General features: G+C 36.0%; 15 protein-coding genes. 6 read left to right on the top strand and 9 right to left on the bottom strand.

Annotation, left to right across the window (positions count from 1 at the left end; all coding sequences use genetic code 11):
* Nucleotides 1–62: 62 nt before the first annotated feature.
* Nucleotides 63–4,649 carry a glutamate synthase large subunit gene (gltB, locus tag AZF04_RS19875; RefSeq protein WP_061950388.1) on the bottom strand — a complete coding sequence of 1,529 codons (4,587 nt, stop codon included), beginning with the start codon at nucleotides 4,647–4,649 and terminating at the stop codon, nucleotides 63–65.
* Nucleotides 4,650–5,230: 581 nt separating this feature from the next.
* Between gltB and AZF04_RS19870 the strand changes: the two genes are divergently transcribed.
* The 3 genes from AZF04_RS19870 to AZF04_RS19860 all read left to right on the top strand — a co-directional run bounded on the left by AZF04_RS19870 (nucleotide 5,231) and on the right by AZF04_RS19860 (nucleotide 8,246).
* Complete coding sequence (locus AZF04_RS19870; protein WP_412459235.1) at nucleotides 5,231–6,208, top strand: toxic anion resistance protein; 978 nt, start codon at nucleotides 5,231–5,233, stop codon at nucleotides 6,206–6,208.
* A gap of 30 nt (nucleotides 6,209–6,238) precedes the next feature.
* Nucleotides 6,239–7,150 carry a hypothetical protein gene (locus AZF04_RS19865; RefSeq protein ID WP_061950299.1) on the top strand — a complete coding sequence of 304 codons (912 nt, stop codon included), beginning with the start codon at nucleotides 6,239–6,241 and terminating at the stop codon, nucleotides 7,148–7,150.
* 118 nt (nucleotides 7,151–7,268) lie between these two features.
* Nucleotides 7,269–8,246: a DUF2777 family protein gene (locus AZF04_RS19860; protein WP_061950298.1), complete on the top strand. Its 978-nt coding sequence runs from the start codon at nucleotides 7,269–7,271 to the stop codon at nucleotides 8,244–8,246.
* A 282-nt stretch (nucleotides 8,247–8,528) separates the two neighbouring features.
* On the opposite strand, the gene AZF04_RS19855 is transcribed toward AZF04_RS19860, so the two are convergent.
* Both AZF04_RS19855 and AZF04_RS19850 read right to left on the bottom strand, forming a co-directional pair.
* Nucleotides 8,529–8,738 carry a hypothetical protein gene (locus AZF04_RS19855; RefSeq protein ID WP_061950297.1) on the bottom strand — a complete coding sequence of 70 codons (210 nt, stop codon included), beginning with the start codon at nucleotides 8,736–8,738 and terminating at the stop codon, nucleotides 8,529–8,531.
* 5 nt (nucleotides 8,739–8,743) lie between these two features.
* Nucleotides 8,744–9,892, bottom strand: a complete 1,149-nt coding sequence (locus AZF04_RS19850) for a conserved virulence factor C family protein (protein ID WP_061950296.1) — start codon at nucleotides 9,890–9,892, stop codon at nucleotides 8,744–8,746.
* A 200-nt stretch (nucleotides 9,893–10,092) separates the two neighbouring features.
* On the opposite strand from AZF04_RS19850, the gene AZF04_RS19845 reads away from it, so the two are divergent.
* Nucleotides 10,093–10,815: a metallophosphoesterase family protein gene (locus AZF04_RS19845; protein WP_061950295.1), complete on the top strand. Its 723-nt coding sequence runs from the start codon at nucleotides 10,093–10,095 to the stop codon at nucleotides 10,813–10,815.
* Nucleotides 10,816–10,864: 49 nt separating this feature from the next.
* Here AZF04_RS19845 and AZF04_RS19840 read toward each other — a convergent pair whose 3' ends face one another.
* From AZF04_RS19840 to rnz, 4 genes are all read right to left on the bottom strand, one after another.
* The gene (locus AZF04_RS19840; protein ID WP_061950294.1) at nucleotides 10,865–11,299 is read right to left on the bottom strand and encodes a BrxA/BrxB family bacilliredoxin; all 435 of its coding nucleotides are present in this window, start codon (nucleotides 11,297–11,299) and stop codon (nucleotides 10,865–10,867) included.
* 21 nt (nucleotides 11,300–11,320) lie between these two features.
* Nucleotides 11,321–11,647, bottom strand: a complete 327-nt coding sequence (locus tag AZF04_RS19835) for a thioredoxin family protein (RefSeq protein WP_045483964.1) — start codon at nucleotides 11,645–11,647, stop codon at nucleotides 11,321–11,323.
* Between the two features lie 957 nt (nucleotides 11,648–12,604).
* The gene (locus AZF04_RS19825; RefSeq protein ID WP_061950292.1) at nucleotides 12,605–12,880 is read right to left on the bottom strand and encodes a DUF2524 family protein; all 276 of its coding nucleotides are present in this window, start codon (nucleotides 12,878–12,880) and stop codon (nucleotides 12,605–12,607) included.
* Between the two features lie 69 nt (nucleotides 12,881–12,949).
* Entirely contained in the window at nucleotides 12,950–13,864 is a 915-nt protein-coding gene (gene rnz, locus AZF04_RS19820) for a ribonuclease Z (RefSeq protein WP_061950291.1), read from the bottom strand.
* A gap of 95 nt (nucleotides 13,865–13,959) precedes the next feature.
* Between rnz and AZF04_RS21710 the strand changes: the two genes are divergently transcribed.
* Nucleotides 13,960–14,100 carry a hypothetical protein gene (locus AZF04_RS21710; RefSeq protein ID WP_156479557.1) on the top strand — a complete coding sequence of 47 codons (141 nt, stop codon included), beginning with the start codon at nucleotides 13,960–13,962 and terminating at the stop codon, nucleotides 14,098–14,100.
* A 104-nt stretch (nucleotides 14,101–14,204) separates the two neighbouring features.
* On the opposite strand, the gene ilvA is transcribed toward AZF04_RS21710, so the two are convergent.
* On the bottom strand, nucleotides 14,205–15,452 hold the full coding sequence (gene ilvA, locus AZF04_RS19815) for a threonine ammonia-lyase IlvA (protein ID WP_174522670.1): 1,248 nt from the start codon (nucleotides 15,450–15,452) through the stop codon (nucleotides 14,205–14,207).
* A 250-nt stretch (nucleotides 15,453–15,702) separates the two neighbouring features.
* On the opposite strand from ilvA, the gene AZF04_RS19810 reads away from it, so the two are divergent.
* Nucleotides 15,703–15,903, top strand: a complete 201-nt coding sequence (locus AZF04_RS19810) for a hypothetical protein (RefSeq protein ID WP_061950290.1) — start codon at nucleotides 15,703–15,705, stop codon at nucleotides 15,901–15,903.
* 104 nt (nucleotides 15,904–16,007) lie between these two features.
* On the opposite strand, the gene AZF04_RS19805 is transcribed toward AZF04_RS19810, so the two are convergent.
* Nucleotides 16,008–17,161, bottom strand: a protein-coding gene (locus tag AZF04_RS19805) for an IS3 family transposase (RefSeq protein ID WP_153017312.1) whose coding sequence is annotated in 2 segments (ribosomal slippage) — nucleotides 16,008–16,888 and nucleotides 16,888–17,161 — 1,155 coding nt in all. Because the reading frame shifts where the segments join, the coding sequence is not laid out codon by codon here.
* Nucleotides 17,162–17,226 lie beyond the last annotated feature (65 nt).

The following is a 17,226-nucleotide window of genomic DNA, read 5'->3' as shown; positions in this document are numbered from 1 at the left end:
CTGAATTCATATGGAGAGGGGACGTTTTTAACGCCCCTTCTTGTTCCAGCTTTATGAAAGTTTTATTTACCACTTACTCTAGATTTATCATTTTTGTTTTCATCAAACGCAATCATAACAGCATCTACATCAGGTAGGCCTTCTTGTTTTACTCGATTTATAGCCTCTAACATTCTCTTATAATCTTTAGGAATAACTTTCACGAAGCTTTCAATCAATTCATTCCAATTTTCTAATAGCTGTTTTCCTAAAGAACTCTCCGTATAAGAAACATGTTTACTAATTAACGTATGAAGAAGTTCTCTGTCTTCTGGAGATTCGACTTTTTCGAGCAGAACCATCTCTTGATTACATTTTGCTTCGAAGTTTCGTTTAGGATCGTAAACAAAAGCTATACCACCTGACATACCTGCCGCGAAATTCTTTCCAACCGTACCTAGATTTACAACTACTCCACCTGTCATATACTCTAGACCATGGTCACCAACGCCCTCTACAACAACTGATGCACCTGAATTACGAACAGCAAATCTCTCTCCTGCTATTCCGTTAATATAAGCTTCACCAGCAGTGGCTCCATAAAACGTTGTATTTCCAATTAATATATTTTCTTCTGCTTTAAAGCTTGACTGCTTTGGAGGAAAGACTACTAACTTACCTCCTGACAATCCTTTTCCAGCGTAATCATTAGCATCACCCTCTAATTGAATGCTAATTCCTTTCGGTAGAAAAGCTGCCAAACTTTGACCCGCAGATCCCTTTAATGAAATATTAATCGTATCATCAGGTAAGCCTTTTGCTCCATAACGTTTACTTACTTCACTACCTACAATTGTACCAACAACTCGATCGGTATTCTTAACTTCACTTTCAATAAATACCTTTTCTTTCTTTTCAATAGCTGGTTTACTTTTTTCCATTAGAACTCTTTCGTCTAACGATTGATCTAATAAATGATCTTGTCGAACCGTACAGTAAGGTTGTTTAGGTGAATTTAATGGTTTAAATAATAAATTAGACAAATCCACTGTTTTCGCTTTTTCGTTCTCAACATCCTCATTAAATTCTAATGCATCCGTCTGTCCAATCATTTCATCAAACGTTTTAAAGCCTAATTCAGCCATTAGCTCACGGATTTCTTCAGCCATAAAAGTCATGAAATTTACGACATGTTCTGGTGATCCCATATATTTCTTTCGAAGCTCTGGGTTTTGAGTAGCAATCCCAACAGGACACGTATCCAAATGACAAACTCTCATTATAATACATCCTAATACGACTAACGGCGCCGTTGAAAAGGCAAATTCTTCAGCACCTAATAGTGCAGCCACTACAACGTCCTTTCCAGTCATTAATTTACCGTCCGTCTCTAATGTCACTCTGCTTCTTAAGTTGTTTAAAAGTAATGTTTGGTGAGTTTCAGCTAAGCCTATTTCCCAAGGTAAACCTGTATGTTTAATACTTGTTCTTGCAGCTGCCCCTGTTCCACCGTCATAACCACTAATAATAATTCCATCAGCTCTACCTTTTGCAACACCGGCGGCAATTGTACCAACCCCAGTTCCTGCAACTAGCTTTACACTTACTTTCGCTGTAGGATTAGCATTTTTTAAATCATGAATTAATTCTGCTAAATCCTCGATAGAATAAATATCATGATGCGGTGGTGGAGAAATTAGACCCACTCCTGGTGTAGAGCCTCGAACTTCAGCGACCCACGGATATACCTTATTTCCAGGTAACTGTCCGCCCTCACCAGGCTTTGCACCTTGCGCAACCTTAATTTGAATTTCATCTGCGTTTACTAAATAATGACTAGTTACTCCAAATCGACCAGATGCTACTTGCTTAATCGAACTTCTTCGTAAATCGCCATTTTCATCTGGAGTAAAGCGAGCAGGATCTTCCCCACCTTCTCCCGTATTACTTTTTCCACCTATTCGATTCATAGCGATCGCTAATGTTTCATGAGCTTCCTGAGAAATCGAACCAAACGACATCGCACCTGTTCGGAAACGTTTAAATATCTCACTTGCCGGCTCTACTTCATCAATAGAAATAGAAGAGCGCTTTTTGAATTTCAAAAGACCTCTTAACGTCGTTTGATCTTTTGTTTGCTCGTTAATAGCACTTGAATACTTTTTAAACAGTGAATAATTATTCGAACGACAGGCATTCTGTAACATGTGAATCGTATGAGGATTGTATTGATGAGGCTCCCCATTTCTTCTCCACTGTAAATCATCACCTGGATCTAATGTTTGATCCACACCCTCTTGTAATGAGAATGCTCTTGCATGCCTTGTAAGAACTTCTTTTTCAATGACAGATAAATCTATACCACCAATTCTTGAAGTCGTCCAAGTAAAATATTTTCCAATCACTGACTCAGAGATACCAACGGCCTCAAAAATTTGCGCCCCTCGATAACTTTGAATCGTTGAAATACCCATCTTGGATAAAACTTTCATAATCCCTTTTGTGGAAGCTTTTACATATCGTTCAACAGATTCAATATAAGAATAATCCTCTATTAAACCATCCTGTATTAACTGGTCAATAGAATCAAACACTAAATATGGATTAATGGCTTCTGCACCGTACCCTAAAAGTACTGCATGATGATGTACCTCTCTAGGTTCACCAGATTCTAAAAGAAGACTAACTTTTGTTCTTGTCCCCTCTCGAATAAGATGGTGGTGTAGACCAGAAATGGCTAATAAAGACGGAATTGGAGCATTTACTGAATCAATTCCTCGATCACTTAAAATAAGAAGAGAGTACCCTTCTTTTATCGCATCGTCTGCTTCATTAAACAAACGTTCTAATGCAACGTCTAAATGTTCCTCTTCCTCTGGCTTAAATAAAATAGATAATGTTTTAGCTTTAAATCCAATCATCTTGTTATGACGAAGCTTTGCTAATTCTTCATTATTAATGATCGGATATGGAAGATGAATATGTCTACAACTAGATGGTTTTGGTTCTAAAAGATTTTGCTCTGCCCCTATCGTTGTCCCCATTGCGGTGACAACCTCTTCTCGGATTGCATCAATAGGTGGATTGGTTACTTGAGCAAACAATTGTTTAAAATAGTTGTATAACAGCTGTGGCTTTTTAGAAAGAACAGCTAGTGGAGAATCATACCCCATTGAACCTACTGGGTCTACTCCATCTCTCACCATAGGTGTAATGACCTTTGATAGTTCTTCATAAGTATAACCATACGATAGTTGACGCTCTTTGAGCTGTGAGAAATCGGTATTTTCTACATTAGAGGTTTCTAAAACATCATCTAAATGGATTAAATGTTCTTCTACCCAGTTATCATAAGGATTTTCACGTGAAATTTGTGACTTTATTTCTTCATCAGGAATGATTCTTCCTTCTTCGGTATCTACTAAAAGCATATGACCTGGATGCAATCGTTCCTTATAGAGGATATTCTCTGGAGCAATATCTAGCACTCCCACCTCTGAGGACATCACAATATAGTCATCCTTGGTTACATAATAGCGCGAAGGTCTAAGGCCATTACGATCTAAACAGGCTCCAATTTGCGCCCCATTTGTAAAGACAATGGCGGTTGGACCGTCCCAAGGTTCCATCAAAGTACTGTGAAATTGATAAAAAGCTTTCTTTTCTGGACTCATTTTTTTATCATTTTGCCACGGCTCAGGAATCATCATCATCGCAGTATGCTGCATCGATCTTCCAGATAATGATAAAAACTCTAAAGCATTGTCGAACATCGATGAATCACTACCATTTTGGTCAATAATAGGCTTAATTTTCTCCATATCTTCGCCAAATAGCTTAGATTCAAATTGTTGTTCTCTTGCATGCATCCAATTTACATTTCCTTTTACGGTATTAATTTCACCATTATGAATCATATAACGGTTTGGATGAGCTCTCTCCCAGCTTGGGAAAGTGTTTGTACTAAAACGAGAATGCACAAGAGCAATGGCTGATTCAAAATCAACATCATCAATATCTAAATAAAATTGATTGACCTGCTCAGTTGTAAGCATTCCCTTATAAACAATCGTTCTACTAGAAAGACTAGTAAAATAAAAGGATTCATTATCAGGAATAAATGAATTCATTTCATTTTCTGCTCTTTTTCGAACTACATATAATTTCCGTTCAAAAGCCTGAGTATCTTTCAAGCTTGCTGGTTTTTTAACAAATAATTGTCGAATAAAAGGCATAGCCGATTTAGCCGCATTTCCTAACATTGAATCATCAGTAGGAACATCTCTCCAGCGAATCAAATCTACTTTTTCTTCTACTAATATCTTCTCTAAAGTAGATTCTGATTTCTGTCTCAATTCTTCATTTTGCGGCAAAAATAGCATTCCAACACCGTATTCACCTTCAGAAGGTAATTCAATCCCATCCGCTAAGTTGACTTTATTAAAAAAACGATGTGGAATTTGAAGAAGAATACCCGCACCATCACCAGTATTCACTTCGTCTCCTTGGCCACCTCGGTGTTCCAAATTACGTAAAATATGAAGTGCATCATCTATAACTTGATGCGATTTCTTCCCTTTCATATGCGCCAAGAAACCGATACCGCAATTGTCATGCTCAAATTGCGGGTCATAAAGACCTTGTTTCTTCGGGTATCCAGCGTTCCGCATTGGCATCAACCTTTCTCCAAAAAATAAAATCAATCAACTCTCCCCAAATTTTCTCGAGCTAATATACAGGATTATATCATTTTTCTGACATTTCGGCAAATTAAAATTAAATATGCAGTATATTGAAAACGCTTTCTATCAAGGTCTTATAGGTTTTCTATATTTATACATTTTTACTTCTCAATAGAAACAATTGTATAATACTACATATACTTTGCATAAAAATACAATTCTATCCGGCGGAGATTACTTTACTCTAATAGTATATTCGGAGAGGACATCTGTTTATTACCGAATATAACAAGGTATATGACTATTTTTCGTTCGCCTTTTTCACGTCCCGTTATAAGGATTATTTTGTATACTCTTTTATAAATCGCGATTCACAGCCACGAATATTGTAAAAATACGTTAAATCCTTCATAATAGCAAGTAATCACTTATAATAAAAAAGAGCGTTTTTTGATTTTGAAACTTTCTTTCCCTATTTTTCGTAAATAGATCAATAACCTTATTATTTTAGAGGAGGGATTTACTTGTCAAATCCAACATCCAATCAAGACCAAATAAATCATACAACGATCATAGAACAATTTAAAGAGGAAAAAAATGTCGAGCAACTGCTTGAAAAACTTCAATCTTTAGGTGAAGACGAACAAAAGCAAGCAGGTGAATCACTTGAAGCTTTAAAACGTCCAGTAAAAGACATGATGAATGATCAATCTAACCAGTTACCTAATCAGCTTTTTCAACTAAAAGAAATGGTGAGCCAGCTAGAGCCCGATTATTTGCGAGATGGACAGTTAAAAAAGTTTATTAATAAATTATTGAGACGAAGTCCGATTGAACAGTATACCAAAAAGTATCAAACTGTAGAATCACAGGTAGAACAAATTATTGAAGGATTACTTAGCGGAAAAGATAAACTTCAAGAAGATACATTAATGCTTCAAGAATTAAAAATTGTCGCCAAAGAAAGAATAACGAATTTAAACCAACAAATTGACAAAGGGAATCAACTTCATCAAATGCTTGAAGAAGAGATGAATACGGAAGAATGGAAAGATAACCCGAATGAATTAAAAAAAGGACAAGTCAAAGTAATTTCAAGGGTTAAAAATATGTCTCAAGCAGTTATGGTTCTTCAACAATCATTAGCTTCTGTTGACTTAATTATCGATAATAATGAAAAGCTTGAAGAAGCGATTTTTAATGCCATTACGATGACTAAAAACATTATTACTGTAACAGCCTCTATACAGCTAGCTTTAAATAATCAGCAAAAGGTAATCTCTGCAGTACGTAATGTAAATGAAGCGACAGAGTCAATGCTATTATCAAATGCACAATTACTAAAAGAAAATACGGAGCAAACCTTGAAAACACTTGAAGAACCAGCTATTGCTATCGAAGCTTTTCGCAAAGCTTATACCCAAGTATTCGAAGCCATTGAGCTTACAGAAGCATCAAATGAACGAATTGTATCAAGTGGTAAACAATTTATAGCCGAATTAGACACACTTAATAAAGAAATGAGTACTAAGTTATTAGGTAAATAAAAGAAACAATCGTTAAGGAGGGGGACCCATATGAAAGAGTTCAGTGATTCACCATTGCTGCGTTTTTTTACACCTGCACATCGCCGGGCTGTAGATGAACACCTCCTTCGTGATGAGGCGACAGCCAAGCTTATCCAAGAAGCAGAAAAAGTATTAGATCAACTAATTAAAAAAGCACCTAATCATAATCAAAAACGTAATATAAGAAGAAAACATAAACAATATACGATTCGATTAAAAGTTAATCATAAATATATCAAATTAAATATGAATGATACGAAATATTCGGTCTCACCCATTCATAAACGTGTTACGATTATTTGCTACAGAAAATATGTAAAATCTAAAAATGGAGTTGGTTTTTGTAAAGAAGCATCCATTCATTATATTAAAGACGGTCGCTCTCATTTGCGATCTATAAGAGACTCCTCTTCATTTCACGGTTTATTCTTTCGGATTCATCGTCTAGACGAGGCCTTTGTTCATGGGAGTAGTGATGCAAAAGGAAGTCTAGAGCTACTGTCCGTTCAAGAGGAGCGTTTACAATCTACTAAATCAGAAAATTTAGGACATCTTATTGAAGAATCTAAAAGGTATTTTGATTCGGTTATTCACTTTTCACTTGATCCACTAATTGAAAATCGTCTAAACCGCCTTGTCACTCAAATAGCAAAGATAGTCCCTGACTTTGACTTATTAGATTACGAAGAAAAGCATATTGTTCGAAGGATGTTGAAGGAAGATGTTCCAAAGCTACTAAATACGTATTTATCTCTTTCAACAAAAAATCAACTGAATCAAAAAGATAATATCTTTGTAGCATTGTCTAAAATGGAATTAACGATCATTGACTTTCAAAATATTTTAGAAAAAGCAAGGGTTGAAAGAATGAACCATCTCATTCGCTTACAGGAATTACGGTATAATCGAGAAAAGCCTTAAAAATGAGGAGAATTTGCTTTCTTGATTCATTCATGATTTAATACAAACGTCCAACCTTGTTTTTCAAATTAACTATAATCTCTTTGAACGTAAGTTTGCAGAGTAGGAGTGAATTTTTATGGATCGTAAAAAAGCACAACAATTAATAGGTAAAACAGTTCTATATACAGACCAATATGAGGGTACATATCTAGCCCATTTAAAGGATATAATGACTGAGCCAAGGAAGCCTTTCCGAGCTTTAATTGAAATCTGTTGCGTTGTTGAACTACCGCTCATTCAACAAAATAAAGAAGGAAACGATTATCTTCCGCTATTAAATGATGCGGAAGAAGTGAATAGCCCAGGGCAGTCTCTTCATGAAATAAATGACCCACCTGAGACGATTAGCTTTGACCATTCGTTACTTTTAGCACTAGAGAGTCGATTAGAAAAAGTTAGTCTTGATACGGATATTACAGAACAAGTTGTTATTAAGGAGAAAATAGCTCAAATTCATCAAAAGAATTTTCAGGCATCTACTTTATTCTCTGAAGTCAATTACTACCAATATACCTATTCTAAAAATAAAGAACGATATGTATTAAAGGATGACCTCGGCAGAAAAATCGATTTAGATGATTGTCCTTTTGAGTTAGAATGGGTCGTTAATAATCAAAAATTTAAAGGCTACTATATCGGCGATGGACAATTTGAATCAACTGACCCAATAAAAGCCTATACACCAACAAATGGAGCTCATTTCTATATCCATAAGCAGCAATTTGACCCGTATACTATATTAAAGCAAGAGCTTGAACCGCAAGCTTTAAGTTCTTTTGAAAAAAGTTTAAAAACCTATGAACTCTCTCATTTAGATTTGATTGAATGTCATAATACATTACTTCGACAACTACTAGAGCACGACCATAAAAATGAGTTTTCAGGTGTTAACTTTTTAACGTATAAAAATAAAAATGGCATCACAATGGTGTTACATCATTATGAACGAATTCTCTCTAGAAATAATGAAGACAAAATATATGATCGGTTTGAATTTACAACAGAGAATGGTAAACGTTCTATTTTTACTTATACGAATGAATACTCTCTATAAACAAAAAATAAAGGCCGATACAAATGAGGCTGCAAATGATAGGTGCTCGGCTGCTCTCTCCCCCAAGAGGCACTCCACGTTCAGAACATAGGTGGGATGGCACTCGGAAACCCCCACTGTCCGTGCCTTATGTCCGCTAGCTTTCATAGAGAATACAACAGGAGCTTCCTTCTTTTGATAAGAAGGAAGCTCCTGTTTGTTATTTGCGTATACATTCATACACAGCATTTCAAATGTCGCTAAATGAGCTATTAAAAATCAGCTATTGTCCAAACCTATTTTTTATTCATCATCTTTCAGGTAAATGATTTGAACTCCTAATTCCTTTAATAGTGCTATAAGCTGTTCATTTAATTGTTTATCATAGCAAAGTCCGACTGATTCAGCTAATTCTAATTCTTCAAGTTGTCCAGATTCAGCATCCTCCAAAAGCTCGAGAAGATCGTCCATCTTTTTACTTTCTAAAACCTGTTTGCATTCCGTAATATTCATAAACGTTACTCCTTTTTTTCACGGTTAGAAGAAAAAGCATCCGTCATTTGTTTCCAAACAGAACCTTTCGCCTCTTCCCCACCTTCAATGCGTTCCAAGGCCATTTTAACCTGTAATGCCACTTCAAATTCCGGGTCATTTTCAGCTGCACGCAATGCTTCAATTGCGCGTTCATCTCCAACCTCATTAAGAAACATCGCCGCTCTCCATCTAACTAACTTGTTTTTATCACCTAAAGACTTAATCACTTCAGGAATTGCACTAGGATCACCGATATCAGATAAACAGTCACCCGCAGTTCTTCTTACAGTCACAGATGGATCTTTCAAGGCTTTATAGAGCAAAGGAAGCACACTCGGTTTTTCAATCATTCCTAAATACATAGTTGCTAACCTTCTAATCGAAGCTTTTTCGTCCTCTAATGCTTTTTCTAATACAGGTAAATCTTCTTCAGAAGGATCCATTCTATCTAAAACAGCGTAACGATCTCTCCAGTCCTCTTTATTTAACATTTCCAAGGTAACTTTCATATAATGGTTAATCGTCACCTTTTCTTTATCAAGCTGTCCACCATTTTGAGCTATTTCAATCATTTGATCTAGCCTTTCCTTCGGATAAGCCGCTGAAACCTCTTCTCGAACTTCCTTCGCAATGTCATCTAGTTCTCCATAACGAATACCATGATCTACCCATTTTCTTTCTAAAACTACATTATCAGATTCTGACTGGACCTTCGTTAAGGCTTCTATAAATCTTTCCGGTAATCCTTCTCTTTTTTCCTGCTCTCCATCAACTAGTTTAATTTGCATCGGGATTCCTTTAAACATTTGTAACTGAACCGTTACTTCTCCAAAATGTTCGGACGCCTTTTCAACATCTGATTTCTCCTCATCAGATGCTTCACCAAAAACAGACCGAACTGCTGGTAAAATTTCTTTCCAATCTTTCTTCGGATGTCGGTCAATTGCAATAAAATCAGCTACATGATAAACGGCTTTTACACCCTCTATATCAAATAATAATTGAATTCTTTCTGGTGCTGCTTCTTTGTTCTTCACACTATAACTGTTTCCTTGATTTCCTCCAAGGCTTTCACTTAACGTTAATTTCATTGTATTTGGACTAGGTGTAGGTTCGATTGATTGAATATACAATCTTTCCAGCCTCCTTATGTATTATTCTTATATAGGGATCTTACCATAATCATGAAACACTCGCCAATTTTTCGAATGCATCCGCTAATTCATATACTACAACGCCTTAAATCGCTTTGTTATTACTTAATCTTTCATAAAATTAAAACATCATTTTTATATTTTCTCTGTTATAATATAGGAAAGGGAGGTAATAAAACATGCGTTTTGCGTTTTTATCAGACATTCATGGCAACGCTACCGCACTAGAAGCTGTTATACATGATATCAGACAAAAGGAAGTAGACAAAATTTTTATCCTAGGAGATATTTGTTTCCGTGGACCTGAACCAAAACGTGCACTTGATTTAGTTCGTTCCCTTGATGCAACCGTAATCAAAGGAAATGCAGATGAGTGGCTCGTTAATGGGATCTCTAAAGGAGATGTACCGAAACAGACGCTTTCTATGATGAATGAAGAGCGAGATTGGACTTTACAGCGTCTAACAGAGGAAGATTTAAACTATTTAAGTAGTTTACCTACTGAGCTTGTTATCGAGGATGGTTTAGATATTATTATCCATGCCTTCCATGCTACACCTGATGATTTACTAACTGTTGTAAACTCCGATGAAACCAAAAAACTTGAAAATCAAATTATGCAAAGAGATGAAGCTGATTTATTTGTTTACGGACATACCCATATGCCTTTTATTCGCTCATTACTTGGTAAGAACGTAGCAAATACGGGTAGTGTAGGTATGCCTTTTGATGGACATCCACTTGCCTCTTACTTAATGGTCGAGATTGAAGAAGGAAGACATCGTTTACAAATTAATCGTGTCCCATATAATCGTGAGCATGTTGTCGAGCTTTATAAGCAAGGAAGCTATCCGAACATTCAAGCGATGGGACAAGTTATTTTTTATGCAATCAAACAATAAGATTAATACAAAAAAACACTGGAATCATCCAGTGTTTTTTTGTATTCTTTTATGAGCAATGATCGTTATAAGCCTGCGCTAAATTTTGAATGATAGAAATAGGCTCTTGTCCCTCAATTTGTTCTCTTGGAATAAAATGGACGACTTCTTGACCTTTTAATAGGGCCATAGACGGAGAAGATGGCGGAATTTCGCCAAAAAAACCTCTCATCGCAGCAGTCGCTTCTTTATCTTGTCCAGCAAATACGGTGACTAAATGATCTGGAGTGTTATCATGCTGTAAAGACGTAATAGCTGCAGGTCTAGCCAGTCCTGCTGCACAACCACAAACTGAATTAACCATTACTAAAGTCGTTCCACTGACCGTATCCATAAAATCTTTAACTTCTTCTTCAGATACGAGTTCAGAAAAGCCAGAATCGGTTAATTCCCTTCTCATCGGTATTACAACTTGTTTCATATACTCTTCATACGCTGTTGACATTTTTTAGTCCCCTTTTATCATTCATGATTTTATTTTGTTTAGATAAGGTTTGATCGTTTCAAAAACATGAGCTACTGAATGAAAGGCATATACCCTTTCTACCCCTAACCCATTTTGAAAAACATATAAACAAGGAACACTTTCAATTTTCCATTTTTGTGCAAAACTCGGCGCGTGATTGATATTTAATGAAAGAATCTCTAAAGAAGGTTCCATTGCTTCAATCACTTCAAGCATCTTGGAAGCAAGCTTACACGTACCACATAAAGGTGTATAGAGATAAACAAAAGTGAGCGATTTTTTGTTGGAAAGATTCTCTTCTAATTGTTCAATCGTTACAGTATTCATATTATACCTCTTATTCCTAATTTCGATCTTATTTTAACAGATTGAACAGTAATAAGCACGTACTTGATTTTAAATAGAGGGGTTTTCCTAACAGAAACAAGTATTACGTTAAATGAATCCATTTCATTATTTATTTTTATAATGAAAACCGAACGATTAGGTTTTTGATTGATTTTCACTTTAGGTAGATGCTTTCCCAAGGGCTTGTCTTCAGCTAACTCTGACTACTCAGAGCTTCGTCAGAGTGGATCTTCAGACTGCGCTCATCCTTTGGGAGTCTCTACCTACCGTTACAATCAACAAGTTCATTCACAAAGGTTCGTCTTTTTATGAAAACAAATCAATTTGGTTTTTTGACTTCCACTTTAGGTAGATGCTTTCCAAAGGGCTTGTTCTCAGCTAACTCCGACTACTCAGAGCTTCGTCAGAGTGGATCTTCAAACAGCGCTCATCCTTTGGGTGTCACTACCTAACGTTACAATCACCGAGTTAATTCGCAAACATGTGTCTTTTTTAAAAGAACCTAACGATTTGGTTTTTGACTTCCACTTTAGGTAGATGCTTTCCCAAGGGCTTGTCTTCAGCTAACTCCGACTACGCAGAGCTTCGTCAGAGTGGATCTTCAAACGGCGCTCATCCTTTGGGAGTCACTACCTACCGCTACAATCAACAAAGTTCATTAACAAAGGTTCAAGACATTTTTAGCATAGATGTTCGGTTTCATTTACTTATAGAGCAATGATGAAATTCACTCAAATATGCGCGAAAAAAAATTCTATTTTATTTCCTAAATAATAAGCTCCCCTCCCAAAAAACGATTGGCTTAAATCCCGATTTCCTCATGTTCTATTATGGTATTTATCCACACGTTATCATGCAGAAAGTCATTATTCTATAAAAAAGGAAGAAAAAAACATTACGATAATCAATATCGCAATGTTTTTTCCTTTGCACCATTCAATCGTTTAGAGGATATCTTCTTAAGATAAAACGATTTTGTAGTTGTCTCATTTGCTGCTCTGTTCGTAACAATTGATATTGTTGTTGTTTAGAGGCTGCTTTTTTTATACCTATTAATTCATCACTTACTTCCATTAGAGCCTCTTGAGCTTTCTGTAAATCATCTTTATAAATCGGCTGTACTCTTCTAGCATTGGCTAGAGCCATCTCAGCGTATTTCATTGAATTTTCTGCTTTGTTTAAAACAGATTCAACTTGTTTCCGATCTGTCAACGCAAACCACACCTTCCCATAATTCATCTTATAATGAATAGGTTTTGTAAAGGAAGGTTTCTTTATTCATCAGACTATATAATGCATGAGGTCGTGAGCTACAATCGTATTTTCAAAGGCAGAATGGGTCTCTTTAATAATCTTATCATCAACTCCTACATACCGTGAGCTAATGTGAGTCAAAATTAACATTTTTACAGATGCCTGTGCTGCTAAGTGAGCTGCTTCCAAAGCAGTTGAATGACCATAGCTCTTAGCATGTTTACTTTTATCTTGTAAAAAAGTCGCCTCATGGACAAGTAAATCGACACCTTTTGAAAATTCTACCATATTGTCAACTGGCTTTGTATCTCCAGCTATAACAAGCGAACGTCCCTTTTGGGGCATACCAACAAAGTCTTGACCATTAATGATACGACCATCATCAAGTGTTATCGATTCCCCACGCTTAATTTTTTGATAGGAAGGACCTGGTGCGATGTTTAAGGCTTTTAATTTCTCGACTAATAATTCTCCAGGCTTATCATCTTCCACAACTTTATAAGCATAACAAGGCATTACATGCTCTAGCTCTAGAACTTCAACGGTTATTCCTTTCTCATTAAAAAGAGGTCCTGATTGAGTAACCTCTACAAATTCAATAGGATACTTCAAGTAGGTGCTAGACGTTTTTAAAGCAGTTTCAACAAAGGATTGAAGGCCTTTTGGACCATAAATCGTTAGTTTACTTTCAGCTCCTTGAAAGGATCTTGAACCAATAATACCAGGTAAACCAAATATATGATCACCATGTAAATGGGAAATAAAAATCTTATCAATTTTACTTAAACTAATCGGAGTTTGTAAAATCTGATGCTGAGTAGCCTCTCCGCAATCAAATAACCATTGTTTACTTCCTCTTTGCATAAATCGTATCGCTAGACTACTTACATTTCGTTGTAAAGAAGGAATCCCTGCCCCTGTTCCTAAAAAATAAAGTTCCATTTATATCATCTCCATTTTGCTAGATCTATTATAGCATGTTTCCAAATAAAGAAAAAAGTAGAAAAGCTCCAATACATGAATGAGGAAGAGCATCAATGGAAAGTGCCTTGTCCGTTCATTTCTTTAGACAGTACGCTTCCGATGGAGTGATGACAGTTAAATTTGGTAAGGTCACTTCATTTCAATGGGGTTTCCTTGCCTTGAAGTTGCTTGAAAATTTAATAGAGGCTTTTTAAAATGAATAGGACCCTCCTTCTTATCAAAAGAAGAAAGGTCCCGTTTAGCGTTATTTGTTTATACTTACTTTCAGACAATCTTTGGACTTAACTCTATTTCAGCACTATATAAGTAAATTAAATAAGCTTTCATTTTTATTAATTTCATGATAGCCGAAACCTTTTCTCTGCAAATTGTCAATAAGCTTCGCATAATCGGCTTGTCGGTTCAATTCGATCCCTATTAATACAGGGCCGTTTGATTTATTATTTTTCTTTGTATATTCAAATCTTGTTATATCATCATCTGGCCCAAGAACCTCTTGAATAAATTCTCTAAGAGCTCCTGCTCGTTGCGGAAATTGGATAATAAAATAATGCTGTAACCCTTCATAAATTAACGATCGTTCACTCATTTCCTGCATTCGTCCAATGTCATTATTTCCTCCACTAACAATACAGACTACTGTCTTACCTTTTATTTCCTCTCGGTAAAAGTCTAAGGCAGAAATAGGCATAGCGCCTGCCGGTTCAGCTACGATTGCGTTTTTATTATAAAGCTCTAAAATCGTTGTACAAATTTTCCCTTCAGGGACTAAGATGATATCATCCAACAGTTCCTTACAAATTTCATAAGAAATATTCCCTACTCTTTTAACTGCTGCACCATCTACAAATTTATCTATTTGGTCTAATGTGACAACTTTTCCTTGATTGAGTGATTCCTTCATTGAAGGCGCACCACTTGGCTCACAGCCGATTAATTTTGTTTGAGGACTTATACTTTTAATATATGTCCCAACACCACTAATTAAGCCTCCTCCACCAATTGAGGAAAATATAAAATCAATATCTTCATCGATATCATTCATAATTTCTAGGCCTACAGTTCCTTGACCTGCAATTATATTTTCTTGGTCAAACGGATGAATAAAGGAACGGCTTTCTTCCTCTTTCACTTGCATAGCCTCTCTAAACGAGTCATCAAAAGTATCTCCAGACAGGATGACTTCGACATATTCTTTACCAAAAAATTTCACTTGGTCCACTTTCTGTCTTGGCGTTGTTGAAGGCATAAATATCTTCCCATGTATTTTCAGCTTGTAGCATGAGTATGCTACTCCCTGTGCATGGTTACCTGCACTTGCACAAATAATCCCATTTTTTAATTCTTCTTCAGACAATGATGAGATTTGATAGTAAGCCCCTCTGATTTTAAATGAGCGTACAACCTGTAAATCTTCTCTTTTTAAATAAACCTTGCAATCATAACGCTCAGACAGGACTGGGTCGTATTGCAATGGAGTATGATAGACAACATCTTTTAATTTTTGATTGGCAATGATAATATCTTCTAATTGTACAAATTCCATGACGTATCCTTCCATTTCGATAAGTTACTATCAATTTTAATTATTTTCAGAATTTATGAATAAAAACATCTTATCATACGATTGATTATTTGATAAGAGATGAAGATAAGAAATCCTCTTGTTTTTTTGGGAATATGACAATTCTTTTACATTAAAGTCACTTGTAAGTGTTTACGTATTGATTATTTACAATGGCAACACTATAATAGAAACGATAGTTGACGGTTGTTCGTAAAAAGGAGGGTTGAAGATGATCAAAAAAATAATCGCTGCCATGACAGCTTTCCTTGCGTTATTTATGTTTTCTTTCCAATCAGTTTTAGCTGCTGGAGGTGGAGAGGAAGAAGTAACCCAAGCAGCGACTCTTGGAATGACTAATATTTTATTAATCATACTTTCTGTAGCCACTATTATCACTATGATTTACTTATTAATTCGAGATAACGGCTAAATGAGCTGCTATATCAAATCGTTATATGAACATACATATAACATTGTAAAAGCCACTGAGGTATGGGAGTGACCCCCGTTTTTGAGACAGGGTAAAACACCTTTTTAAATAATCAGTTGTCGATAATCTATTGGCGACTGGTTATTTAGTTTCGTTTGGATACGATTATTGTTATAATCATAAATATAGTTGTGGACGGTTTGTTCTACGATGGCGGTCGTAGTCCATTTTATCCCGTCTAAATAGAATGTTTCAGACTTCAGGGTCGAATGAAACGATTCGATGGAGGCATTATCAGCAGGCGTACCCTTACGGGACATACTCATGGTAATGCCTTTCTCTTTTATTTTTTGTTGGTATTCATAAGAAGTATAAACAGAACCTTGATCACTATGCAATGTACATCCTTTGGGCAGTTCGGGAAGCTGAACCAATGTGTCTAAAACAAAGGATGTATCCTGGCGGTCACTGATGGAATAAGCGATAATCTCCCCATTGAACAAATCTTGAATGCTCGAAAGATACAACGTCTTCTGACTAAAAGGCAAATARGTAATGTCGGTCACTAGCTTTTCTAAAGGCCTATCGGAYCGAAAAGTGCGATTTAACAAATTGGTAGCGACATGATAAGGTTGTCCTGTTGGCTTCCTCTTTTTCATTCGTACCCTGCACTGCCATCCATGTTTTTGCATAATCCTTTGYACCTTTTTGTGATTRATCGACCATCTTGATTTTAATAAGGCTGTAATTTTACGGTAGCCATAACGATAGTTATGCTTGCGACAAAGTTCTCCTACCTCAAATTCAAYCGATTGTGTCTGTTCATCTCGACATTTTACATTCTTTCTCCAGCGATAATAGGTGGTTCTAGCAATCCCTAAATAATTACATACTTCTCGCACCGTCATTTCTCCTTTACATTCTTCCACTAAATTTACGGCTACTTCTGGTACCACATCCTCTCCAACTCTTTGTACTTTTTTAAAACATCTAATTGTTGTTTTAAATATCGATTCTCCACTTTTAGTTTTTCTGTTTCATTGGCGAAAYCAGCTGTTTTTCCATAGKAATATTGTTTACCTACAGGTTGATAAAACCGATGAGTTTCACCGTTTTTGTACCACCTCATCCATGTTTTCAATTGCGTGTAATTTATAATATTAAGCTCCTYCATGACTTCTTTTACCGATACTCCGTTTAACCTCATTTCGATGGCTTTTAACTTGATCTCTGCAGGRTAGCTCACTCTAGTTCCCATAGAAAAAACACCTCCAAGTATTCTTTAGGTTAACAATAACCGATTTCTACTTAAAGGTGTTTTAT

This window comes from Alkalihalobacillus trypoxylicola, assembly GCF_001590785.1.
In the GTDB taxonomy this organism is placed as follows: domain Bacteria; phylum Bacillota; class Bacilli; order Bacillales; family Bacillaceae_D; genus Alkalihalobacillus; species Alkalihalobacillus trypoxylicola.
The sequence above is the reverse complement of the archived record's forward strand: the minus strand, read 5'-3'. Positions and strand labels throughout refer to the sequence as shown.